The sequence below is a fragment of the Aquitalea sp. USM4 genome, assembly GCF_004328945.1.
Lineage (GTDB): Bacteria > Pseudomonadota > Gammaproteobacteria > Burkholderiales > Chromobacteriaceae > Aquitalea > Aquitalea pelogenes.
Genome location: NZ_CP029539.1, coordinates 1,302,526 through 1,324,824, shown reverse-complemented (window position 1 = coordinate 1,324,824; position 22,299 = coordinate 1,302,526). Strand labels below are relative to the sequence as shown.

Below are 22,299 nucleotides of genomic sequence, written 5' to 3'. Positions count from 1 at the left end.
ATTTGAGTCAGCGCGGTTCAGCGCTTCTTTGGCGGCTTGGCCAGTTGTTTCAGCGCATGGGAAACCGCCACCAGCCCGAAGCTGGCGGTCACCACCATGCCGGCACCAAAGCCGGCGCAGGACAGGCCCTGCGGGCCACGGCTGCTGTCGGCATCGCAGCTTTGCGTGTCGGGATAAACCAGCTGTTCGGTAGAAAACACGCAGGGAACATGCAGCTTCTTGCCGGCATCGCGCGGGAAGCCGTGATAACGGCGCAGGTTGTAACGCAGCTTGGACAGCAGCGGGTCGTAAGTCACCTCGCCCAGGTCGGCCAGCTTTATCAGGGTCGGGTCCATCTGGCCACCGGCACCGCCGGACACGATGAACGGCTGGCGACGGCGCACGCACCAGGCGGCCATGGCAGTCTTGACCCGCAGATTGTCGATGCAGTCGATGATGAAGTCGAAGCCCTGGTCCAGCATGGCATCCAGATTGTCTTCGGTCACGAAGTCCTCGATTTCCTGCACCACGCAGGCCGGGTTGATGGCGCGCACGCGTTCGGCCAGCGCCGTCACCTTGGCCATGCCGTAGTGCGGGTCCAGCGCCGGCAGCTGGCGGTTGGTGTTGGATTCGGCAATATTGTCCAGATCAATCAGCGTCAGGCGGCCGATTGCGCTGCGGGCCAACGCCTCCACCGCCCAGGAACCAACGCCACCTACTCCCACCACACAGACATGGGCTGCCTGAAAGCGGCTGAGTGCATCGGGGCCATACAGGCGGCCAATACCGCCAAAGCGGCGGTCAAGATCTGCGTCGTGCGACATCTGCTGTATATCCGGAACCAAAAAACGGCCAAGCATAACCAAGAGCGCCGGGGCTGACCAGTGTTTGCCCGGAAAAAAGCAAGCAGCTGATTTACTGGAACTTTCCGCATGCTTTCCTATTCTTCTGCATAGGTCCGTCACGAATGCATGTCGGCATTCCTCTGATCCGGGCCGGCCTGAGTGATCTCAAGGGAGTTCCCCATGAAGCACCCGAGTTTCGATATCGATCTGGACAAGCACTACAACGCCACCGTGGTGATTGCCTGCGTGGCCTGCGGTCATGAAAACCGCCATCATCTGAAATCCCTCTCCCCCGACCACAGCCTGCGCTGCCAGTGCGGCAGCGACATCTCCATGACGCACACCGCCATGCAGGCGGCCCAGCGCCGTGTGAGCGCATTGAAGCAGGCCTATCGAATAGCCTGATGGAGTGACGCCGACAATTTGTGTATCACCCCCGGCAAGCAGTTTGCTGGCACAATCAGGCAAGGCCTGATCTGGCATTTCCCTACACGGCGGCCCATGTGGCCGCCGCTTTCATTTGCAGGAGCACAGCATGCAGTGGATTGATATGCGCAGCGATACCGTCACCCAACCTACCCAAGCCATGCGTCATGCCATGGCCCATGCCGTGGTGGGCGACGATGTCTATGGTGACGACCCGACCGTGGCTGAACTGGAAAACCTGGCCGCCCGCTTGCTGGGCAAGGAAGCCGCGCTGTTTGTGCCTACCGGCAACTTTGGCAACCAGCTGGCCATCTTCACCCACTGTCAGCGCGGCAACGAGGTAATTCTGGGGGACGACTGCCATATCGTGTGGCACGAAACCGGCGGCGCGGCGGTGATTGCCGGGGTGCAGTTGCGCACCATTGCCGGTGACAAGGGGGTGATGGACCCGGACGAAATCGCAGCGCGTATCCGGGTGGGCCACGACGTCCACTGGCCGCAAACCGGGCTGATCTGCCTGGAAAACGCCCACAGCAATGGCCGGGTGATTCCGCTGGACATCATGCAGCGCACTGCCGACATAGCCCGCCGCCAGGGTGTGCCGGTGCATCTGGATGGCGCCCGCGTGTTCAATGCTGCGGTCCATCTTGGCTGTGAGGTGCAGGACATTACCCGCCATGCCGACAGCGTGATGTGCTGTCTGTCCAAGGGACTGGCCGCGCCGGTGGGCTCCATCCTGGCCGGTTCGGCCGATTTCATCGCCCGTGCCCGTTACAAGCGCAAGCTGCTGGGCGGCGGCTGGCGTCAGGCTGGCGTGCTGGCCGCACCGGGCATTCTGGCACTGACCGAGATGACTCAGCGGCTGGGCGAAGACCATGCCAATGCCCGTTATCTGGCCGAGCGCCTGCATGGCATGCCCTGCATCGAAGTCGAGCTGGACGATGTCCACATCAATATGGTGTGGTTCCGTTTTCTGGCCGATATTGATGTCAGCGAGCTGATGGCCGCGCTGACTGCGGCCGGCATCAAGGTCAATCCGCCCGAGGGTGGCCGCATGCGGCTGGTGACGCACTGGCAGACCAGCCGCAGCGACATCGACCGGGTGCTGGAAGTGTTCCAGCGCGTATTGAGCGACTGAGTGCCGCTGACCGGAATCTGCTGCGCCATGTCGGGATACTTGCCGGAGGAACCATGAAACACTTGCTGACAGCCTTGCTGTTCTTCTGTTGTGGAGCGGTGCAGGCACAGGAACAGATGCTGACACTGCAAACCCGTCCATCAGTCACGCTGCGCATGTTGCTGCTGGAGCCGGAAGGCAAACCGCAGGCCAGCGTGATTCTGTTTACCGGCGGCGAAGGGGTGCTCAGGCTGGGGGATGACGGCCAGCTGCATGCTGGGGCCGGCAATTTCCTGGTGCGTACCCGCCAGCAGTGGGCCGCGCAGGGCTTTCAGGTGGCGGTGGTGGATGCCCCGTCCGACCACCCGGACAATCTCAACCGGGGGGATTTTCGCAGCAGTGCCGAACATGCACAGGACATTGCGGTGGTCATCGCCCAACTGCGCCAGCGGGCCGCTGTGCCGGTATGGCTGGTGGGCACCAGTCGCGGTACCACCTCAGCTGCCGCCGTCGCCATTCGCCTGCAGGACAAAGTGGATGGCGTGGTGCTGACCTCTACCATCAACCGTGATCGGGGCAGTGTGGTCGACCTGGCCCTGCCACAACTGACCCAGCCGGTGCTGGTGGTGCAGCACCAGCATGACCAGTGCAAGGTGACGCTCTATCAGAATCTCCAGCCGGTGATGGATGGCTTGCCATCATCCCGCAGCAAGGAACTGCTGCTGGTGGATGGCGGCATGGACAAGGGCGACCCCTGCCAGCCGTGGGCAGCGCATGGCTATAACGGTATCGAAGCGGAAGTGGTGGACAAGGTGGCGCGCTGGATTCGTCAGCACTGACTTGCCAACCAGGCCTGCACCAATCGGGAGGGCAGGCTGGTCTGATCTGCATGTTTCATGAGGCGTGCTCAGTTATACACAACAGTCACCATGCTTCTGACCGGCTCGTTGCGGACATCGCCAGCACGATCCTCAGTGGTGACAATGCGGCTGATCTGCACTGATTGGGTGGCCGTCGCATCGGCACAGTAGGGTGTTGGTGCCGCCTGGCGTGCCATCCGGTAGCTGGCAGGTTTTTGCGCATAGCTTACCCAGGTGGCAGCCGGAATGGCGCAGGGGGTTTTGACAATGGCTCCCTGAAAAGTGATGGTGCCGGTGGAGGCAAATGCTGCTTGCGCGAGAAGCAGGGAGGCCAAAGTGGTGGCAGCGATGACTTTTTTCATGATGAGCTCCTTGCTGAGATTTTTTCCTGATCAATTCAGAAATTTCTACCGAATTTATAGGACTCATCAGTGCTGTTGCGCAATAGCTGTTATTAAACAAATATTTTAAAAATCAGCAAGATTCTTTAATTAAAAATCTAATTTTAAATGGAAAATTATTAATTATTGATTTTATTGTCATTTTATTCAGTCATTTTAAATGAAAATCAATTAAATCAGAGCCTTAGAAATTCGCTTATAGTCATCAAATTTTTATTTGCTACCGTACCAAAGACAGATGCCGCTTAATGGCCAAACCTCACGTGGCTGCAGCAAGCCAGGCTGTCGATGCTAAGCTGTGCGCCTGTTTGCATTTCTGGTTCTCCCATGTCCCACCTCCCCGATACCCACCAGTGGCTGGAAAGCCTGGACGACCCCGTCGTAGACAGCTGGGTTGCCGCACAAAACAAGCGTACCCAGGCGGTACTGGATGCTGATCAACGCTATGCGCCCTTGCGCCAGGAAATCCTGAGTCATCTGCGCGATACCCGGCAGATTCCCTTCTTTTCCGAACACGCCGGATGGCTGTACAACTTTCATCAGGATGAACACCACCCGCGCGGCATTTACCGCCGCACCACGCTGGCGGACTACCAGGCGGCCAGCCAGCAATGGCATACCGTGCTGGACGTGGATGCCATTGCCGCCGCTGCCGGCAAGGATTGGTATCTGGACGGGGTGGCGCACTGCACGGTGCAGCCCTCCCGCGTGCTGGTGCACTTGAGCGAGGGTGGAGGCGATGCCAGCCTGGCCTGGGAGTACGATCTGGAAACCGCCAGCTGGGTAGAGCAGGGCTTTCGATTTCCGCACGGCAAAAACCATATCGCCTGGCGCGACCCCGACAGCGTGCTGGTGTGCCCCGGCTGGAAGGGCGCACCACTGAGCCGTTCCGGCTATCCGCGCGAAGTGTGGCTGGTAGAGCGGGGTGTGGATGGTCAGCACCAATGGCAGCAGCTGTTTGTGGCCGACCAGGAGGCCATGATGGTGGCCGCCTGGCGTTATCTGGACGGGCCGGATGGCTGGCTGGACCTGATCGAAGCAGCGGACGGCTTTTACAGCAAGACTTACCACCTGATCGACGCTGCCTTGCAGACCCACCCGCTGCCTTTGCCGCCCAAGGCCGATATCGAGGCCTATCTGCATGGCCAGTTCATCGTCAAACTGGCGGAAGACTGGTGCTGGCAGGACAAAACCCATGCCGCCGGCAGTCTGCTGGCGGTGCCACTGACATGCTTGCTGGGTGATGAAGGCCGCATTCAGCAACTGGTGGCCCCGGCAGCCAGACTGGCGGTGGAGTCGGTGGAAACCACCCGCAGCAGCGTGGTGGTGAACCTGATCGACAATGTGCGCAGTCGTCTGCTGGCTTTCGACTGGCAGGATGGCAGCTGGCATGCCCGCAGCCTGCCGGTGCCCGACAGCGGCGTCATCGAATTTGCCGACCAGCCCTGGAACAGCGATGTGCTGTGCTACAGCTTCAGCGACTTCCTCACGCCCACCGGCCTGTACCGGCTGAATGTGGCCACCGGCGAGCAGGACTGCCTGCGCCAGCAGCCTGCTGCGTTTGACGCCAGCCGCTTTATGGCCGAGCAGTGCTGGGCCACCGCGTCCGATGGCGTGGACATTCCCTATTTTGTGGTGCGCGCCCGCGATACGGTACTTGATGGCCAAACCCCGACGCTGTTGTACGGCTATGGCGGTTTTGAAGTGCCGATGATGCCCTACTACGTGGAAAACTTCGGCGCACACTGGCTGGAAAAGGGCGGAGCCTTCGTGCTGGCCTGCATTCGTGGTGGCGGGGAATTCGGCCCCGGCTGGCATCAGGCCGCGCAGGGCATCAAGCGCCCGGTATCGTTTGATGACTTCTGCAGCGTGGCCGAGGCCTTGATTGGCAGCGGCCTGACCAGCCCGGACAAGCTGGGCATAGAAGGCGGCAGCAATGGCGGCCTGCTGGTGGCTGCCTGCATGGTACGTCGGCCCGAATTGTTCAAGGCCGTGGTGTGCGAGGTGCCGCTGCTGGACATGCTGCGCTATACCGAGCTGCTGGCCGGTGCCAGCTGGATAGACGAATACGGCGACCCGGCAGACCCGCAACAGGCAGCAGCCTTGCAGGCCTATTCTCCCTATCACCAGCTGCAAGCCGCTGCGCGCTACCCACTGCCCTTGTTCACCACCAGCACGCGCGACGACCGCGTACACCCCGGCCATGCGCGCAAGATGGTGGCGCAGATGCAGGCGCTGGGGCATCCGGCCATGTTGATGGAAACCGATGCCGGTGGCCATACCGGCAATGCCGGTCAGGAGCAGACCGCAGCGGAACTGGCGCGGGTGCTGGTGTACCTGTATCAGCAACTGATGGATTAAAGCCATCGTCATCGGCGGGCGGCGGTGCTAGTCTGGGCGATTCCCGCCCTGTGGAGAAGCTTGCATGATCACGCTTTACACCTTCGGACCAGCATTCGGCCTGCCCGACCCCAGCCCCTTTGTCATCAAGGCCGAGATGCTGCTCAAGCTCTCCGGCCTGCCTTACCGCAAGCAGCGCGGCAGCATGCGCACAGCGCCCAAGGGCAAGCTGCCTTATATCGACGACGCCGGTGCGCAGGTGCCGGACTCCACCCTGATCCGCCTCTATCTGGCCAGCAAGCATGGCATCTCGCTGGATGCCGGCCTGTCCGATGCCGACAAGGCCGTGGCCTGGAGCGTGGAGTGCCTGTGCAGCGACCATCTGTACTGGTGTGTGGTGCATGAACGCTGGCTGGATGACGCGGTGTTTGCCCGCGGCCCGGGGGTGTTTTTCCAGCGTGTGCCATTCTTGCTGCGCGGCATGGTCATCCGCATGATCCGGCGCAAGGTACGCGGCAATCTGCACGGCCAGGGCCTGGGGCGTTTCAGCCCGGCGGAACGCCAGCGCCTGCTGCAACTGGATATCGCCAGCTTGTCCACCCTGCTGGCAGACAAGCCCTACATGCTTGGCGCGACCCCCAGCTGGCTGGATGCCACGGTTTTTGCCTTTGTCGCCTCGGCCCAGCTGGCCACGCTGGGTGACACCCCCAGTCGGCAGGTGGTCAGCCAGTATCCCAATCTGGTGGACTATGTGAGCCGCCTGCGCCAGCAGTACTTCCCGGAATGGCAGGTGTAGCCATGACTGGCGTGATTCTTGCAAGCCATGCAGACCCCCGTCAGCCCGAAAGCCTTGCCATGAGTCGTGACATCCTGATCCGCCCCGCCACACCTGCAGATGCCGCGGCCATGGCTGCCATCTACAACCCCTATGTGCTGGATAGCACCATCAGTTTCGAGGAAGAAGTGGTGACGGTGGAGGACATGGTGGCACGGCTGGCCAAGGTGGAAGAGTACGGGCTGCCCTGGCTGGTGGTGGAACTGCATGGCGAGTTGCTGGGCTACGCCTATGCCACCCGCTGGCGGGTGCGTCCTGCTTACCGTTATGCCGTGGAAACCTCGGTGTACTTTGCTCCCGAGGCCCGTGGCCAGGGCCTGGGCGGGCGCCTGTACCGCAGCCTGTTGCAGCATTTGCGCAGCCTGGGGCTGCACCTGGCCATTGCGGGCATTGCCCTGCCCAACCCCGGCAGCATTGCCCTGCACCAGAGTCTGGGTTTTCAGCAGGTGGCGACATTCCACCAGGTTGGCTGGAAGGCGGAACGCTGGCTGGATGTCGGCTACTGGGAACTGCGCCTCAATGAAGGGCCACCTGGTGCCTGAGCACGCTGCCCTGTTGTGATCCGTCGTTTCACCAGACTGGTGCGTGGCGACAATTGCGCCAGCGTCCGCTTTGTGAGAAATTTGATCAAATAATTTCTCAATGGAGCGAAAGACATGGGCAAGGCCAGTGACATCATCGTGTTTCAGCGCAACCCGGTGCGGGTTGAACAATTCAACGCCCCGGCAGACCGGCAGCTGGAAGGTGAATGCGCCCAGACGGTAGAAAACCACTATTCCGACCCCAGCGGCCAGTTTCACGCCGGTATCTGGAGTGGCGGCTGCGGACGCTGGCGCGTGAAATACCACGAACACGAATTCTGTACCTTGCTGGAAGGCTATGTCCGCCTAACCGACCTGCAAGGGGACAGTGTCGAGCTGTATGCTGGCGATCACTTTGTCATTCCCGCCGGTTTCGAAGGCGAGTGGGAAGTGCTGGAGCCCGCCCGCAAGACCTACGCCATTTTCGAGCCCAGGTAAGCCATACCGGCCAGACAGAAAAAAGCCCCGCAGCGGCTGATGCCGTGGCGGGGCTTGTTCATGGTAAGGCTGGTTGTCATTCGCCCAGGCTTTGTTCCAGCTGTTGCAGGCGCGCCTTGAGTGCCGTCACTTCGGCTTCCAGTGCCGCCACGCGGCCGGTCAGGCCGACATCAATCACCGCGCTGCTGACCGTTTCGGCCAGCACCGGTTCTCCACTCAGCAAATGGCACCAGCGCGCTTCGCGCTCGCCCGGTTGCCGCGCCAGCTTTTGCACCAGCGGCGGGTATTTGTCGGCCAGGGCTTCCAGCGCGGTTTCCACTTCTTCCACGCTGGCAAAGCCATATACCCGTCCGGCGCGGGTGCGGATTTCGGCGCTGGTCTGCGGGCCGCGCAGCATCAAGAGGGCCAGGGCGGCCAGTCTGGCGCCGTCGATATTCCATTCATAGTTCAGCCGGTGTTCGTACTTGGCCACCCGGCTGCCGGCGGGCAGGCGCTCGGCAATCAGTTTTCTGGTCTGCAAGCTGTCCAGCGCCCGGCTCAGGTCGGCATCCGACAGCTGCATCACCGGCTCACGGCTGGTGAGCTGATTGCAGGCGGATGACAGGCTGTTGAGCGTCAGGGGGTAGCTGTCTGGCGTCAGGGCCTGTTTTTCGACCAAGGCACCCAGTACGCGTACTTCGGCGGCATCCAGTTGATGTGTGTCCATGGCGGTGCTCCTTATGGCAATGCGCACATCATCGCACCAAGCACGGCAAGGCACCAAGCCGACTTGCAGTACGGCCTTGCACCGGCGTGAGGCTTGACAGGCCGCAGCGGACTGGCCACCCTGTCGCCTTTTGAAATGCAAGCAAGGAAAACGGGATGAAGCGGGTAGATCTTCTGTTGGTGGAACAAGGACTTGCCACTTCGCGCACCGCGGCCCAACACCTGCTGGAATCCGGCCGGGTCAGCCTGAACGGGCAGGTCATCAGCAAGGCCAGCAGCAAGTTTCCGGCGGGGACGCCGCTGGAAGTGCGGCCGGACCCGTCCGACCGCTTTGTCTCTCGCGGCGGACAGAAGCTGGATGCCGCCCTGCAGGAAGCCGGGCTGGATATCCATGGCTGGCGGGTGCTGGATGTGGGCCAGTCCACCGGCGGGTTTACCGACTGTGTGCTGCAGGCCGGTGCCGCTTATGTGGTTGGCGTGGATGTAGGGCACGACCAGCTGCATCCGCGCCTGTGGGATGACCCGCGCGTGCGTTGCTTTGAAGGGGTGAATGCACGTGAGCTGGACCGCCAGCGCCTGTTGCAGGCCAATGACGGTTTGCCCTTCGACCTGATGGTGTGCGATGTGTCCTTTATCTCGCTCACCCTGATCCTGCCGTCTGCCTTGCCCTTGCTGGGCGAGAACGGCTGCCTGCTTGGCCTGGTGAAACCCCAGTTCGAGGTGGGGCGCGGAGCCTTGGGGCATGGCGGCATCGTCCGCGATGAAAGCCTGTTTGCCGGTGTGCAGGACAAGATCACCGATTGCCTGGACGAGCTGGACTGGAAGGTGGAGCGCTGGTTTGACAGCCCGATTACCGGTGCCGATGGCAACAAGGAATTCTTTGTGCTGGCGCGTCCGCTGTTCTGAACCGGCAAAGAAAATCCGCAGGGGCGTGGGCCGCTGCGGATGGCACCCGCCACCTTGCCTGTGGCGTTGTGGTGCGGTGGGATGAAAAACGCTGTGTCAGTCCTCGCTGCCGCGTACAACCAGCAAGGGACAATGTGTCTTGCGCATCACGTTTTCGGCAAAGCTGCCCAGCAGCAGATGCGCGAGGCCGGTACGGCCATGCGTGCCGATGACGATGAGTTCGGCATGGCGGCTGTCGGCAAAGCGGATCAGTGATTCGGCCATATCCTTGCCGCCCTCCCAGCTTTCCGCAATATGGCATTCCACCCGGCCAATGCCTTCGTTGATGATGCGCTTTTCTGCTTTCTCCAGCAGCTCGCGCGCCTGCCTGAAAGCCAGATCGTGCAACTGGTGGGTATCCAGCGCGCCCACGCCTTCAATCGCCATGTCGCGCAAGCTGGCGACATGTACCAGCGATATCGACGATTTGGCTATTTTTGCAATGCGGATTGCTTCATCCAGTGCTTTTTCTGCCGTCTTGCTGCCATCTACGGCAATCACGATATGTTGATACATGGCATACTCCTCTTCTATACCGGCGGTAAACCAGCTGCGCTGGCCTGTACTGTACGCAAGGCATGCCATGATGTCGGCATGGGTGGCGACAGCATCTTGTGTTTGGTTTTAGCATACTCGGGAGCAGACTGGCGTCTCTCGAACTAATTGGCAGGCAGTTGATCTATCACAAATATTAAAATAAGCACATAAGTCGACACCGACTGATGTTGCGAATTTCATTCTTTTTCAGGGGAAATTTCTACGTCATGCTGACTTTCGTCCTGCTAAGCCTGTTGAGCATCATCCTGTTGCTGCTGTGGTTGCGTCACACCGGCAAACGCAACAAGCAGGGCCGGGCTGTGGACAGCCGCATTTATGCAGCCCATACCCAGTCACGCCCGGTGGAGCCGCTGGAACACAGCACCGGTCAGGCTTTTGGCCTGTTGCTCAAGGCGGCACGTGGAGATCGGTCGCAAGTGGAAAAGTGGATCAGCGCCACCCAGCAGCAAAGCATGCCGCCACTGGACCGGGACAGCGCCATTGCCGAACTGGCCCAGCGCCTGCAGGCCAGCCGTCGCTGAGCGCGGCCAGCCGTCTAATCACCCAGCACCACGCCTTCCCGGCGCGGATCGGCCCCGCCGACATAGCCACGCGGGGTTTTGACGATGGCCGACAGGCCACTGGTCATCTCCACCTGACGCACCACATGCCCCATGGCTTGCAAGGTACTGGCCTGTGCATCCAGACCGCGTCCGCTTTCCAGTTCGGTATCCCCATTGCGGTTGCCGTAGTGCGGCAGGCTGACCGCTTGCTGCGGGTCCAGTTTCCAGTCCAGCAGGCCCAATAGCGTCTGGCCGACATAGCCGATGATCTGGCTGCCACCCGGTGAACCGGTGGCTAGCAGGAATTGCCCGCGGGCATCAAACACCACAGTGGGCGACATGCTGCTGCGCGGGCGCTTGCGTGCTTCCACCCGGTTGGCAACCGGCGTGCCGTCTTCATCCGGACGGAAAGAAAAATCGGTGAGCTGGTTGTTCAGCAAAAAGCCCTTCACCATCAGCCGGCTGCCAAACTGGTCTTCGATGGAGGTGGTCATGCTGACCACCCGCCCGGCACCATCCACAATGTTCAGATGCGAGGTGCAGGGCAGTTCGGGAGCGTTGTCCCGGCCGTAACGGCTGAGCCGGATGCCGGAAGGCTCGCCCGCCGTGGCGCGTCCCATGCTGCGGGACGGGTTGATAAGCTGGCTGCGCTGTTGCAGGTAGTCCGTTGCAATCAGGGCCTGGCTGGGCACGCTGACAAAGCCAGGGTCGGCCAGATAGCGGTTGCGGTCGGCAAAAGCCAGCTTGTTTGCCTCGGCAAACAGGTGGATGGTGTTGCTGCCGGTGGGAGACATGGAAGACAGCGGTAAGCGCTGCAACACGCCCAGCATCTGCAAGACGGCAACCCCGCCAGAGCTGGGTGCATCCATGCCGCATACCTGCCAGCTGCGATACGGGCCACACAGCGGTTTGCGTTCGATGGCCTGGTAAGCGGCCAGATCGGCCGCCAGCATGCGGCCGGGGTTGACCGGGTGATGGTTGACCGCATCGATGATGGCCCGGCTGATCTCTCCTTGATAAAACGCTGCCGGGCCTTGCTTCGCCAGCAGCTCCAGCGTGGTGGCATAGTCCGGGTTTTTCAGCCGGGAGCCAACCGGCAACGGACTGCCATCAGCCTGATAAAAATAAGCCCGCGCCTGCGGGTCTTGCTGCAAGAAGCGTTCCGAACCCAGCAAGGTGTGCAGGCGCGGTGACATGGCAAAACCGTTGCGTGCCAGCGCAATGGCAGGCTGGAACAGACTGGCCCAGGCGAGCTTGCCGCCGCGCTGGTGCGCCAGTTTCAGCATGGCCACCACACCGGGCACGCCAACCGAACGGCCACCTACTACTGCGCGGTAAAAATCCATCGGCTGGCCGTTTTTTTGCAGGAACAGGTTTGCCTCGGCAGTGGCGGGGGCGGTTTCCCTGCCGTCAAAGCTGGTGAGCTTGCGGCCATCGAAATACAGCATGAAAGCACCACCGCCAATGCCGGAGGATTGTGGCTCGGTCAGCCCCAGCACCAGTTGTGCGGCGATGGCTGCGTCAATGGCACTGCCGCCACGGCGCAAGATATCGCGTGCGGCTGCACTGGCGTAGGGATTGGCCGTGCTGACCATGCTGTGGCGGCTGTAAACGGCAGGGCGGGTTTGAAAGCCGCTGGCCGCTTCCGGTGCTGCGGTATCGGCCAGTGCGCACAGCGGCACCAGCAACAAGAGCAGGGCGGTAAAACGCATGTCATTCCTCGGGGGCGGGGTTGGCAGTCTGGTCCGGACAGGACAGCAGCATGGTGGCTCAGGCGTTCGGCAGGGTCAATCCAGCGCGGTTGGCAACAAAAAAGCTGCCAGTCGCAACAGGGCGGCTGGCAGCTTGGCAGGCTGACGGAGGATCAGGCCAGCGTGGTCAGGTACTGGCGCTCCCAGGCGGTGATCTGGTTGTGATAGTGGCTCAGCTCGATGTCCTTCACTGCCAGATAGGCATCGGTGAATTCCTGACCGAACAGCCGCTTGGCGGTGTCGTGCCCGGCCATCAGGGCGCAGGCGGCATCCAGGGTGTTGGGCAGGGTGGCGGCATCGTCGTTGTTGAAGACATTACCGATGGCGGCCTCACTCGGGCTGCGCTTTTCTTCCACACCCAACAAGCCGGCGCCCAGGCTGGCGGCCAGCGACAGATAGGGGTTGGCATCGCAGCCGGGCAGGCGGTTTTCCACGCGGCGCGCGGCCGGGCCGGATACCGGCACACGGATGCCCACCGAACGGTTGTCCACGCCCCAGCTGACATTGACCGGCGCGGCCAGACCCTTGACGAAGCGACGGAAGGAGTTGGGGCTGGGGCAGAACAGCGGCATCAGGTGCGGCAGATATTGCTGCAGGCCGCCAATGTAGTGGAAGAAGTCCGGGCTGGCTTCGCCATCTGCCAGGCTGAACACATTGTTGCCCTGGCCATCCACCACGCTCTGGTGCAGGTGCATGGAACTGCCGGGCTGACCGGACAGCGGTTTGGCCATGCACACCACGTTCAGCCCGTGCTGATAGCCGATTTCCTTCAGCGCGTACTTGAACAGGAAGGTCTGGTCGGCCAGTTCCAGCGCATTGCCGTGCTTGAGGTTGATCTCGAACTGGCTGGGGCCCATTTCATGGACATAGGTATCGGTGTCGATGCCCAGCTGTTCACAGGCGCGATACAGGTCGTCGAAGAAGCCTTCCAGATCGTTCAGCGTGGAAAAGCTGAAGGCATCGAAGCCGCTTTCACGCCGGCCGGTGCGCAGCGCCGGTGCCTGGTAGGGCTGATTGGCGTCGGCATGGGCGGCGAAAATGTAGAACTCCAGCTCCGGTGCCACCACCGGGGTCCAGCCGCGCGCCTGATAGCGGGCCAGGATGTTTTTCAGTGCCGAGCGCGGGGCCAGCGGCGACAGGCTGCCGTCATGGTCGATGTTGTCGCACACCACCAGCGCGCGCGGGGTTTTGGCCCAGGGTACCGGGCGCAGGGTGGCAAAGTCCGGGCGCAGTACCACGTCCGGATCGTTCTCGCCGTAAAAACGGTAATCGGGGAATTCGCCCACGCAAGTCTGGATGGCCACGGCGCGGGCAATACGCAATTCCTGGCCTTTGATCAGCGCCTGAGCGGGCAGGGTCTTGCCACGCGGGAAGCCGCTGACGTCGGCAAAGGCCAGTTCTACGTCGCGGACGTTTTGTTGCGTCAACCATTCGGCCTGAGCGGCCGTGATGGAGAGTTGGGACATGCAGGTCTCCCTTGGAGCGTTCTCGATTGTTTTATCTATCTGCCTGTCTGTCTGTCATGCATTTTTTTGATTTTGCGGGCTTGGCCCTGTGGGCATTATGCCACCGGCAGGGGGGAGGGCAAGCGTGGCGTCGCCTTGTTGATCGGATGTGGCCCAAATACAAGGCTGTTGTATGTGGCAGGCCACAGTATGATCACAAATGGCAGCACGTGTTTGGTGTGGAATGCGCGGCATTCTGGCCGCGCAAGAGCGGATGGATGGGAATCTATCGGGAAGAGTGTTCAGGTAAAGGCTTTGCCAGGAAGGCTGGATGATGCCGGGGCCTGTCGCGGTCTTGGGCTGTTTGCTCGGCACACATGGGGTGGTGCTATCGTGTGATCACAAATTCATCAAGCCTGCGGAGCAGTGCAGCGCTGAGATATCAGCCAAGGGCGGCGTGGTGGGAATGAAACGGGAAGGCCGTGCTGACAACCAGCCTTCCCGAATCATCCCTGCAATGCCAGGTTCAGCCCTGTATCTTCAAACCCCCTGGCCAGCAGGCTGGCATCCGCTTGCCATGGGGCGGGTTTGCCGCGTCACAGCCGGAAGCGGGATACCGAAGCGTTCAGTTGCCGTGCATGGTTGTCGATGTTGTGCATGGCTTCCACCGCCAGTTGTACCGAGGACTGGGTTTCCTCCACCACCCCGGCCACCTGTTCCACGCTGACGGCAATATTGGCACCGGCCTGGCTTTGTTCGGTCATGGCGCTGACCACGGCGTGCAGGCTTTCCAGTGCGGCATGGGCCTGCTGGCTGATGGTGTCCAGCGTTTCTGCCGCCTGGTTGGCCTTGCCTACCCCCAGTTGCACTGCCGGGCGGATTTCTTCCATGCGGCCAGCTACCGTGCCGGTTTCGTTGACCACCGCCTGGACGATGTGGGTGATTTCATCAGTGGCAGTCGCGGTACGCTCGGCCAGTTTGCGCACTTCGTCGGCCACCACGGCAAAACCGCGGCCCATTTCCCCGGCGCGTGCCGCTTCGATGGCGGCATTCAGCGCCAGGAGGTTGGTCTGGTTGGCAATGTCGCGAATGGTTTCGGCAATGCCGCTGATATTGCGGGTGCGTTCGGCCAGGCTGCCCACCATGTCGCTGACATCGCCCACCTGGGTGGCAATGGACTGGATACCGCTGGCCGCTTCCTTGGCCACCACTTCGCCTTCGCGCGCCAGCTGGCTGGAACGACGGGCCCCTTCTTCCGAACCGCCGGCATTGTCCTTGACGTGATCAATGCTGACTGACAGCTGTTCGATGGAGGCCGCTGCGGATGCCGTGGAGTTGCTGGCAATGCCGGATACCTCGTCCACTTTCTGCATTTGTTCCGACAACTGCTGGCCGGCATGGCCGATGTCATCGGTGGACTGGCGGATCTGGCTGATCATTTCCCTCAGCTTTTGCTGCATTTCCTGCATGGCGGCCAACAGGCTTTCCGGCGGGCCATTGACCTCGATCCGCTCGGTCAGGTCGCCCTGGGCAATATGGCGCACCACCTGCGCGGCATAGGCCGGCTCACCACCCAGCGAGCGCACGATGCTGCGCGACATGGCGGCACCCAGCAGAATCAGCGTCACCACGGCCACGGCGCTGAGCACCAGCAGCACCGTGCCTTGCTTCCAGAACAGGGCATCAATGTCGTCGATGAAGAAGCCGGTGCCAACCGTCCAGCCCCATGGGTCGAAGCGCACCACGCCATTGAGCTTGGGCAATTGCTCTTTGTTGGCCCCGCGCGAGGTGAGAATGGTGACGATGCCGTAGTGGTCCTTTTGCAGCGCTTCGTCATACACCGCTACCGTGGTGCGGCCGTCGGGTACGGTGCTGCCCATGTCCACCTTGCCTTCGCGCTCCGCCTTGGGATGAAGCACCAGCCGGTTATCCTTGTCGCGGGCAAAGAAGTAAATGTCATCCACCTTCAGTGCCTTGAGCGTCTTGCGTGCCTGGTCTTGCGCCTGCTGGAGGCTCAGCTTGCCGCTGGCTTCCTGCTTGGCATAGTAGTCCAGCGTGTTTTCCGCCATGCGCAACAGCATGGTGATCTGCTCGCGTTTTTCACTCTGCAGCGTGCTGCGCGTGATGTACAGGGACGATGCCGCCAGCGCGATCAGGGCAAAAAGGCTGGCTGCAACGATGATGATGAGGCGGGTATTGACTCGCACGGTTGTCTTCCCGGTTGGCTGTATTGGTTTTGTCAAACACCGTCATGGCCCTATTTATTGCTGCGCTTTCCCAGACTACCAAGTCAGGCAGCGCAGCTTGTTATTCAGGCAAAGGACGGTGAGGGGTGATGCAGTGAGTCCGCTTTTGCAATCGGCATTAAAAGTATACCGTGGCATTTTTAATACTAAACCGTGTTCGCCGGGGAAAATAACTGCTGAAAACCCCAATCCGGCAAACGCTTGTGTCGTTTTTTCAACTCTTTTGTTTATAGCTCCTGTTTTGCTAGGGCGGCAGTGAAAACCGCAAAGTCACGTTCTACCTGATCCGCATAAGCGGTGGCATAGCTGGCAATGGCCTGGTCGAATTTGTCCGACTGGCCGATATAGCCGGCCAGTTCGGCCGCGCGGCCGCTGGATTTGGCATGCGCCCTGGCCAGTGCCCAGGCGCAGGCCTGACCAAAGGCAGCCAGGCTGTCCGCGCTGGCGAATGACTCCAGTGACGGTGCGGCCTTCATGTCGCGCAGCTGGCGCACATAGAAGTGCCGTTCACCCGGCCCGCTCGTCCAGCCCAGAAACACATCGCTGGCGGCCTGCATCAGTCGTTGGCCAAATACCACCCGCTTGCCCTGATGGCCATGCACGCAGGCCGCGGTGTAGGGCTCCAGCACCGAGCGGCGCGCTTCTTTCAGTTGCAAGAACAGCGGCTGGTCGTAGTTGTCCTGCAGCAGCATCACCAGGCAGCGTGTCCCGACACTGCCCACACCCACCACCTTGAAGGCCGCGTCCACCAGCCGGAAGCGGTCCAGCAGCGTCTGGCGATCTTCCTTCAGCGTTGTACGGTAGGCGGCCAGCATGGGACGCAGCAGGTCGTGAGCCTGCCCTTCGCCCAGCCAGTGTTCGTCATTGCCCCATACCTGGTCTTGCTGCTGCATGTGGAAAATGACTGGCGGATTGTCCAGCAGACGCAGATTGCCATTGTCCAGCACCGTCATCTTGGGTAGCAGCTTCTCCTGTGTCTGGTTTCTGGCCTTGTCCGCCAGCTTGAGCAATTGCTGGCGCACCGCGTCGCTGGGTGAGCGTTCCAGCAATTGTTCGAAACCCACCTTGCTGTACCACAACTCCAGCTGGCTGATGCGGGCGTAGTCCTGCATGCGGCGGCGGTAGGTGCCCACCAACTGATAAACCGCCTGTGCGCCGCTGACGGTGCCAAAGCCGCGCTGGCGGGCGGCCAGCACCACGCTGACCGCGAGGCGTTTCAGGTCCCACTCCCAGGGGCCGTGATGGGTTTCGTCGAAATCGTTGATGTCGAACATCAGCTGGCGTTCCGGCGAGGCAAAAAAACCGTAATTCATCAGATGGGCATCGCCACATACTTGCAGGTGGATGCCGCTGTCAGGGCCGGCGGCCAGGTCCGCGGCCTGGATCATGGCCATGCCGCGGAAAAAGGCAAACGGGGAGGCCTGCATGCGCTGGTAGCGCAGGCCAATCAGTCCGGGTACGCGGTCCGCCGAACTCTGGCGCAGCATGGCCAGCACATCGCGGCTGGGGCTGAGTACGCATTCTGCCTGCCGGGTGCGCGGGCAGTGTTCACGTCTGGCCTTGCCGGCGGCAAGTCCGTTTTCATATTGAGGATGGGTAGTGCTGGGCATGGCAGGCAACCTGATAGATGACAGTCAGCCCCAGTGTAATGGTTAAGTCATGAAATTTTTATGATTGGCGGCATGGCGCGCTGCTTGCGGCGGCTTCAGTCCTGCAGCAGGAAGCGGGCAATGTGCTGCTGATAGCGCCGGGCGGCGTCCGGATGGGCTTGCCAGTGGGCAGCCAGCAGGTGGCTGGCACCGTCAATCAGCAAGCGGCTGCGGCTTTTGGCCTGACTGGCGCTGTCATGCAGCCGCTGGCTCAGCGCGCGGGGAATCACGGCATCATGTTCTGCCTCCACCAGCAGCAGATGGCCGCGAAAACCAGCCAGCCTGTCCCAGGCATCGCTATCCAGCCAGCTGTCCTGCTGGCGCAGCACGGCGCTGAACGCTGGGCCGAATGGGACGGCAAAGGCATCTGGCGTGTAAGCGCCGGGCACTTGCAGGATCAGGTGGCTGCATTGAATGTCGTCCAGCAGCCGGATGGCGATATAAGCACCCATGCTGCTGCCCAGCAAGGCCAGACTCATGCCGTGCAGCCCGCTGGCCGCCAGCACTGCATGAGTCTGGCTGACCCGGTGTGCCAGGCTGGAGCCGGTCAGGCTGCCGCCGGTGTCGCCATGGCCGACAAAATCAAAGGCGGTGCTGGCAATGCCTTGTTGTTGCAAGGTCTGGCGCAGGGGCTGAAAAGGCGCGCGCTGACCATTGCCTGCGCCGTGCAGCAACAGCAGGTGGGTGCGTGGTTGCGCGCAATGCAGTTGATCGCCGTGCAGCAGATGGTCGCCACAGGGCAGCGGGAACAAGGACATGGCGGTGAAAGGGGGAGGGCAAAACGGGAATCTTGCCCCTTGTACAGGCGTTTGTCATGTGGATGTTATCCACAGAAACATCCACAGGCTGTGCACAGTATCCACCGGTACAGGTGTTTCCTTACGCTTTGTACACAGCGTGTTACGTCGTCAGTGGTGGGGCTTGTCACGCAAATCTGCATAAAAACACAATTTATCCACAGCTTGTGCAGAAACTATTCAGGCTATCCACTGATCTTCAGCAGTTTTTTATATTATCCACAGCCATCCGGCAGGACGGCTGGGTTGTCATGGCAGACCTGGGATAGCCTGTGTGTTCATTCGGCGCAGCGTTTGATCATCCGTTGCCAGGGCGGGGTGAGCGGGATGCCGTTCTGGTCCACCTGCACCTGACTTCCCGATGCTTGCGGTGTGATGCTGACTTGCAGGCTGGTGTTGTTGCTGACCGGATTGAGCAGACGGACGGCGGCGGCACCGTCACTGGCGGTGTCCCGTTTTACATAATCGTCGGGAATCTTCAGCCGGCGCATGCCCTGCTGCAAGCATTCGGCAATTTCTGCCGGGGCTTTGGCGGACTGTAATTGCAAGGTGCTTTCTGCCTGCGCGCTGAAGCTGGCGGAAAAAATGCCAAGGCAGGCCAGGACAGGCAGGATGCGGGACAGGGTCTGTGGTGGCATGGGTTGATTTCCCGACAATAAAAACGGATGGAGTGCTGTGCCTGGGGGCTGGTTCCACCCTCCGGGCGGGCAGATGTTAAGGAGTGTTGAACAGCCCGGTATGCCAGGCGGTGGACAACAGCAGCAACAGCAGCAGCAAGGCCAGTTGCCGGCGGCTGGCGCGGTATAGCCGACTGCGCAGCTCATCTGCTGGCAAGCGGCCCCTTTCCAGTCGTTCGCGGCATTGGTGCAGCAGGGACAGGCTGCGCCATTCCTGCATGAACAGCAGCAGGCAGCCTAATAGCTTGGCTAGGGCCACTGGCGGCAGCCTGCCAGTCATCCACAGCTGCTCCGGGTGCTGGCCCAGCATGGGCAGGCCGCTTGCCAGCCACAGGCATAGTGCCAGACGCCACCAGTTATTGGCGCGCAGGCTGCGCTGCCAGGCCGGGGCATCGGGCTGATCAGCCAGATTCCGCCCGCGTGCGGCGATGGCACCCAGGCCGCAGCCCAGCGCCAGCAGATGAAGCGTGGCAAGCAGCCATTGCAGCATGATGACCCCCCGGTCTGCCAAGTTTTCCTACACTAGAGAAGCCGTTGCGGGCTGGCAAGCGGTGGCCGGATTTTGTCCTGGTCCCCGGACTGCCTGTGGGGAAATTGCCGCTGCCGGTGCATGTGACAGGCACAAAAAAACCGGCCGGGGCCGGTTTTCTCAGGCTGCAGACAACGTAATTTGATACGATTGCACTGGACCCGGCAAAGCCGGTCCTTTCGAATAAGTATTTGATTTCACAGCCTTAACCATCTGATCCCAATCCCCCCGCCCTTGCCCTGCAAGGGAGCCTCGCTTTCCTTTCGGAAAGCGAGAGGGGGCCAACCGTCAGTCCGGCTTAGCCGCGCACCTGACCGTCACCCAGTACTACCCATTTCTGGCTGGTGAGGCCTTCCAGTCCTACCGGGCCACGGGCGTGGATCTTGTCGGTGGAGATGCCGATTTCCGCACCCAGGCCATATTCGAAGCCATCGGCAAAGCGGGTGCTGGCGTTCACCATCACGCTGGAGGAATCCACTTCGCGCAGGAAGCGACGGGCGCGGCCGTAGTCTTCGCTGACGATGGCATCGGTGTGATGACTGCCATAGTGGTTGATGTGCTCGATGGCTTCGTCCAGATCCTTCACCACCTTGATGGCCAGAATCGGGGCGGAGTATTCGGTAAACCAGTCCTCTTCCGTCGCGGTCAGTACCTTGTCGCCCAGGATGGCGCGGGTGCGTTCGCAGCCACGCAGTTCCACGCCCTTTTCCCAGTAGGCCTCAGCCAGGCGCGGCAGGATGAATTCGGCAAACGCGGTGTGCACCAGCAGGGTTTCCATGGTGTTGCACGGTGCATAGCGCTGGGTCTTGGCATTCATCGCGATGTTGAAGGCCTTGTCCGGATTGGCGGTGTCGTCGATGTAGACATGACAATTGCCATCCAGATGCTTGATCACCGGCACACGGGCTTCGGCACTGATGCGGGCAATCAGGCTCTTGCCGCCACGCGGCACAATCACGTCGACATATTGCTGCATGGTGATCAACTCGCCCACGGCGGCGCGGTCAGTGGTTTCCACCACCTGCACCACTTCGGCGGGCAGACCGGCCACCCGCAGGCCTTCGCTGACACAGGCGGCAATGGCCTGGTTGCTGTGGAAGGCTTCCGAGCCGCCACGCAGGATGGTGGCATTGCCGGATTTCAGGCACAGGCCGGCGGCATCGGCGGTGACATTGGGGCGGGCTTCGTAAATGATGCCCACCACGCCCAGCGGCACACGCATCTTGCCCAGCTGGATACCGGAAGGGCGGTAGCAGAAATCGTCCATTTCACCCACCGGGTCCGGCAGGGCGGCGATCTGGCGCAGGCCTTCGGCCATGCTGGCCACGGTGGCGTCAGACAGGGCCAGACGGTCGATGAAGGCGGCGTCCAGCCCGGCGGCGCGGGCAGCGTCCAGGTCTTGCCGGTTGGCCGCCAACAATTTGGCGCTGTCACGCACGATGGCATCGGCCATGGCATTGAGTGCCTGGTTTTTCTGGCGGGTATCGGCCTTGGCAATGGCGCGGCTGGCTTTGCGCGCCGCCTGGCCGACGCGCTGCATGTAGTCCTTCACATTCATGGCGGATGTCCTGAATCAGATCTCGACGGGGTAGTCAGCCAGATTACCCCAAAACCTGCTGCCGTATCCAGTCAGCCGCCAGATGGATATTGTCGGACAGGGGCTTATTCCACCAGTGCGCAGGGGTGGAAATCCAGCGCGGTGAAGTCATCCGCCACTTCCTGGCCGAATTCCAGAATGGTTTCGTCGTCCTCGATGTAGTGCCAGTTGAGGGTGACGTAATTGCCTGCCACTGCTGCGTCATTGAACAGGCTGAACAATTCCAGCAGTACCTTGGTGCTGGAACTGTTGAAGTAGGCCAGCTGCACGTCCACCGTGACCTGGGTGGATTGCAGGGTGGGCAGGTAGGCATTGATGGCCTGCATGATGGGGCCGAAGAAGGCGTGGGCATTTTCCGGATAGCTCTCGCCGCGCAGGCTCAACTGGTGGCGGTCAAACTGGAAATTCACTTCCGGGGTGGACGAAGTGGGCGCGATATACAGGTTTTGCATGATGGCTGCTTTTAAATGGTGGCTTTGAGGTAGAAGGTGGTGAAGGGTTTGCCGTCGTTTTCTTCAACAAAATCAAATTCGATGGGATTGCTGGAGTCACGGGCCACGGTAAGAAAACCAAGGCCGGCGCCCTTGCTGCCGGCTTCGCCTTCCGCGCGCAGCTTTTCCTTGTAGCGTGCCTTGATTTCTTCATTGGTCATGGTGCGCAGCGGTTCCAGCTTGGCGCGGATGTGCTCCACCCCTTCCGGGGTGATGGGGTTGGCGCAGACCACGTAAAACTGGCCGTCGGTTTCGCCCACCCACAACGAGCCCATGCGGATTTCGTGGTCGTCAGCAGCACTGGCGCTCAGATGGTCGGCAGAGTAATGCACCACGTTTTGTGCCATTTCCACGAAGACGGAAAACAGCTTGCGGCGGGCGGTCTGGCTGGCATCCAGGCTGGCCAGCCGCAGGCGCAGCGAATCGCCCATGGCAGTGACAATGCTTTGCGAGAAGTAGCCGGTATAGAAAAACACCACGTTTTCCTGGCGGGCCAGTTCCTTGAATCGGTGAAAGTCGGTCAGGCTCATGCTGTGCTCACTTGC

The 22,299-nt window shown here is 61.2% G+C and carries 23 protein-coding genes; 9 read left to right on the top strand and 14 right to left on the bottom strand.

Annotated features, from left to right (window positions below; translation table 11 throughout):
• Window positions 1–17: 17 nt before the first annotated feature.
• Window positions 18–803, bottom strand: a complete 786-nt coding sequence (locus tag DKK66_RS06365) for a ThiF family adenylyltransferase (protein ID WP_131356375.1) — start codon at window positions 801–803, stop codon at window positions 18–20.
• Window positions 804–1,004: 201 nt separating this feature from the next.
• Between DKK66_RS06365 and DKK66_RS06360 the strand changes: the two genes are divergently transcribed.
• The 3 genes from DKK66_RS06360 to DKK66_RS06350 all read left to right on the top strand — a co-directional run bounded on the left by DKK66_RS06360 (window position 1,005) and on the right by DKK66_RS06350 (window position 3,206).
• Window positions 1,005–1,229 (top strand): hypothetical protein, encoded by a 225-nt coding sequence (locus DKK66_RS06360; protein WP_045846471.1) that lies wholly within the window; start codon window positions 1,005–1,007, stop codon window positions 1,227–1,229.
• 130 nt (window positions 1,230–1,359) lie between these two features.
• Complete coding sequence (ltaE, locus tag DKK66_RS06355) at window positions 1,360–2,388, top strand: low-specificity L-threonine aldolase (protein WP_131356372.1); 1,029 nt, start codon at window positions 1,360–1,362, stop codon at window positions 2,386–2,388.
• Window positions 2,389–2,441: 53 nt separating this feature from the next.
• The gene (locus tag DKK66_RS06350) at window positions 2,442–3,206 is read left to right on the top strand and encodes an alpha/beta hydrolase (RefSeq protein WP_131356370.1); all 765 of its coding nucleotides are present in this window, start codon (window positions 2,442–2,444) and stop codon (window positions 3,204–3,206) included.
• 68 nt (window positions 3,207–3,274) lie between these two features.
• On the opposite strand, the gene DKK66_RS06345 is transcribed toward DKK66_RS06350, so the two are convergent.
• Window positions 3,275–3,589 carry a hypothetical protein gene (locus DKK66_RS06345; RefSeq protein WP_045846468.1) on the bottom strand — a complete coding sequence of 105 codons (315 nt, stop codon included), beginning with the start codon at window positions 3,587–3,589 and terminating at the stop codon, window positions 3,275–3,277.
• A 366-nt stretch (window positions 3,590–3,955) separates the two neighbouring features.
• On the opposite strand from DKK66_RS06345, the gene DKK66_RS06340 reads away from it, so the two are divergent.
• The 4 genes from DKK66_RS06340 to DKK66_RS06325 all read left to right on the top strand — a co-directional run bounded on the left by DKK66_RS06340 (window position 3,956) and on the right by DKK66_RS06325 (window position 7,822).
• Entirely contained in the window at window positions 3,956–5,989 is a 2,034-nt protein-coding gene (locus DKK66_RS06340; RefSeq protein ID WP_131356367.1) for a prolyl oligopeptidase family protein, read from the top strand.
• A gap of 64 nt (window positions 5,990–6,053) precedes the next feature.
• Entirely contained in the window at window positions 6,054–6,764 is a 711-nt protein-coding gene (locus DKK66_RS06335; protein WP_131356365.1) for a glutathione S-transferase family protein, read from the top strand.
• Between the two features lie 59 nt (window positions 6,765–6,823).
• Window positions 6,824–7,345, top strand: coding sequence for an arsinothricin resistance N-acetyltransferase ArsN1 family B (locus tag DKK66_RS06330; RefSeq protein WP_207389855.1), 522 nt, complete (start codon window positions 6,824–6,826; stop codon window positions 7,343–7,345).
• Window positions 7,346–7,459: 114 nt separating this feature from the next.
• Entirely contained in the window at window positions 7,460–7,822 is a 363-nt protein-coding gene (locus tag DKK66_RS06325) for a cupin domain-containing protein (protein ID WP_045846465.1), read from the top strand.
• 76 nt (window positions 7,823–7,898) lie between these two features.
• Here DKK66_RS06325 and DKK66_RS06320 read toward each other — a convergent pair whose 3' ends face one another.
• The gene (locus tag DKK66_RS06320) at window positions 7,899–8,528 is read right to left on the bottom strand and encodes a YceH family protein (protein ID WP_045846464.1); all 630 of its coding nucleotides are present in this window, start codon (window positions 8,526–8,528) and stop codon (window positions 7,899–7,901) included.
• Between the two features lie 155 nt (window positions 8,529–8,683).
• On the opposite strand from DKK66_RS06320, the gene DKK66_RS06315 reads away from it, so the two are divergent.
• Window positions 8,684–9,433, top strand: a complete 750-nt coding sequence (locus tag DKK66_RS06315; protein WP_062788705.1) for a TlyA family RNA methyltransferase — start codon at window positions 8,684–8,686, stop codon at window positions 9,431–9,433.
• Between the two features lie 96 nt (window positions 9,434–9,529).
• On the opposite strand, the gene DKK66_RS06310 is transcribed toward DKK66_RS06315, so the two are convergent.
• A complete protein-coding gene (locus tag DKK66_RS06310) occupies window positions 9,530–9,988 on the bottom strand; it encodes a universal stress protein (RefSeq protein WP_165494112.1) in 459 nt (152 codons plus the stop codon).
• 248 nt (window positions 9,989–10,236) lie between these two features.
• On the opposite strand from DKK66_RS06310, the gene DKK66_RS06305 reads away from it, so the two are divergent.
• A complete protein-coding gene (locus DKK66_RS06305) occupies window positions 10,237–10,551 on the top strand; it encodes a hypothetical protein (RefSeq protein WP_045846461.1) in 315 nt (104 codons plus the stop codon).
• A 14-nt stretch (window positions 10,552–10,565) separates the two neighbouring features.
• Here the strand turns inward: DKK66_RS06305 and ggt are convergent, their stop codons facing one another.
• The 10 genes from ggt to DKK66_RS06255 form a co-directional block, all read right to left on the bottom strand.
• On the bottom strand, window positions 10,566–12,284 hold the full coding sequence (ggt, locus tag DKK66_RS06300; RefSeq protein WP_131356359.1) for a gamma-glutamyltransferase: 1,719 nt from the start codon (window positions 12,282–12,284) through the stop codon (window positions 10,566–10,568).
• Between the two features lie 152 nt (window positions 12,285–12,436).
• Window positions 12,437–13,789 (bottom strand): glutamine synthetase family protein, encoded by a 1,353-nt coding sequence (locus DKK66_RS06295; RefSeq protein WP_131356357.1) that lies wholly within the window; start codon window positions 13,787–13,789, stop codon window positions 12,437–12,439.
• A gap of 575 nt (window positions 13,790–14,364) precedes the next feature.
• Window positions 14,365–15,975 (bottom strand): methyl-accepting chemotaxis protein, encoded by a 1,611-nt coding sequence (locus DKK66_RS06290; protein ID WP_165494111.1) that lies wholly within the window; start codon window positions 15,973–15,975, stop codon window positions 14,365–14,367.
• 266 nt (window positions 15,976–16,241) lie between these two features.
• Complete coding sequence (locus DKK66_RS06285) at window positions 16,242–17,624, bottom strand: DUF2252 domain-containing protein (RefSeq protein WP_131356354.1); 1,383 nt, start codon at window positions 17,622–17,624, stop codon at window positions 16,242–16,244.
• A gap of 95 nt (window positions 17,625–17,719) precedes the next feature.
• Entirely contained in the window at window positions 17,720–18,421 is a 702-nt protein-coding gene (locus tag DKK66_RS06280; RefSeq protein WP_131356352.1) for a S9 family peptidase, read from the bottom strand.
• A 317-nt stretch (window positions 18,422–18,738) separates the two neighbouring features.
• On the bottom strand, window positions 18,739–19,098 hold the full coding sequence (locus DKK66_RS06275) for a hypothetical protein (RefSeq protein ID WP_131356349.1): 360 nt from the start codon (window positions 19,096–19,098) through the stop codon (window positions 18,739–18,741).
• Between the two features lie 76 nt (window positions 19,099–19,174).
• On the bottom strand, window positions 19,175–19,627 hold the full coding sequence (locus DKK66_RS06270) for a DUF2214 family protein (RefSeq protein WP_131356346.1): 453 nt from the start codon (window positions 19,625–19,627) through the stop codon (window positions 19,175–19,177).
• 337 nt (window positions 19,628–19,964) lie between these two features.
• Entirely contained in the window at window positions 19,965–21,224 is a 1,260-nt protein-coding gene (locus DKK66_RS06265) for a glutamate-5-semialdehyde dehydrogenase (protein WP_131356343.1), read from the bottom strand.
• A 104-nt stretch (window positions 21,225–21,328) separates the two neighbouring features.
• Window positions 21,329–21,715 (bottom strand): DUF1987 domain-containing protein, encoded by a 387-nt coding sequence (locus DKK66_RS06260; RefSeq protein WP_045846452.1) that lies wholly within the window; start codon window positions 21,713–21,715, stop codon window positions 21,329–21,331.
• 11 nt (window positions 21,716–21,726) lie between these two features.
• Window positions 21,727–22,284, bottom strand: a complete 558-nt coding sequence (locus DKK66_RS06255; protein ID WP_045846451.1) for a SiaB family protein kinase — start codon at window positions 22,282–22,284, stop codon at window positions 21,727–21,729.
• Between the last annotated feature and the right edge of the window lie 15 nt (window positions 22,285–22,299).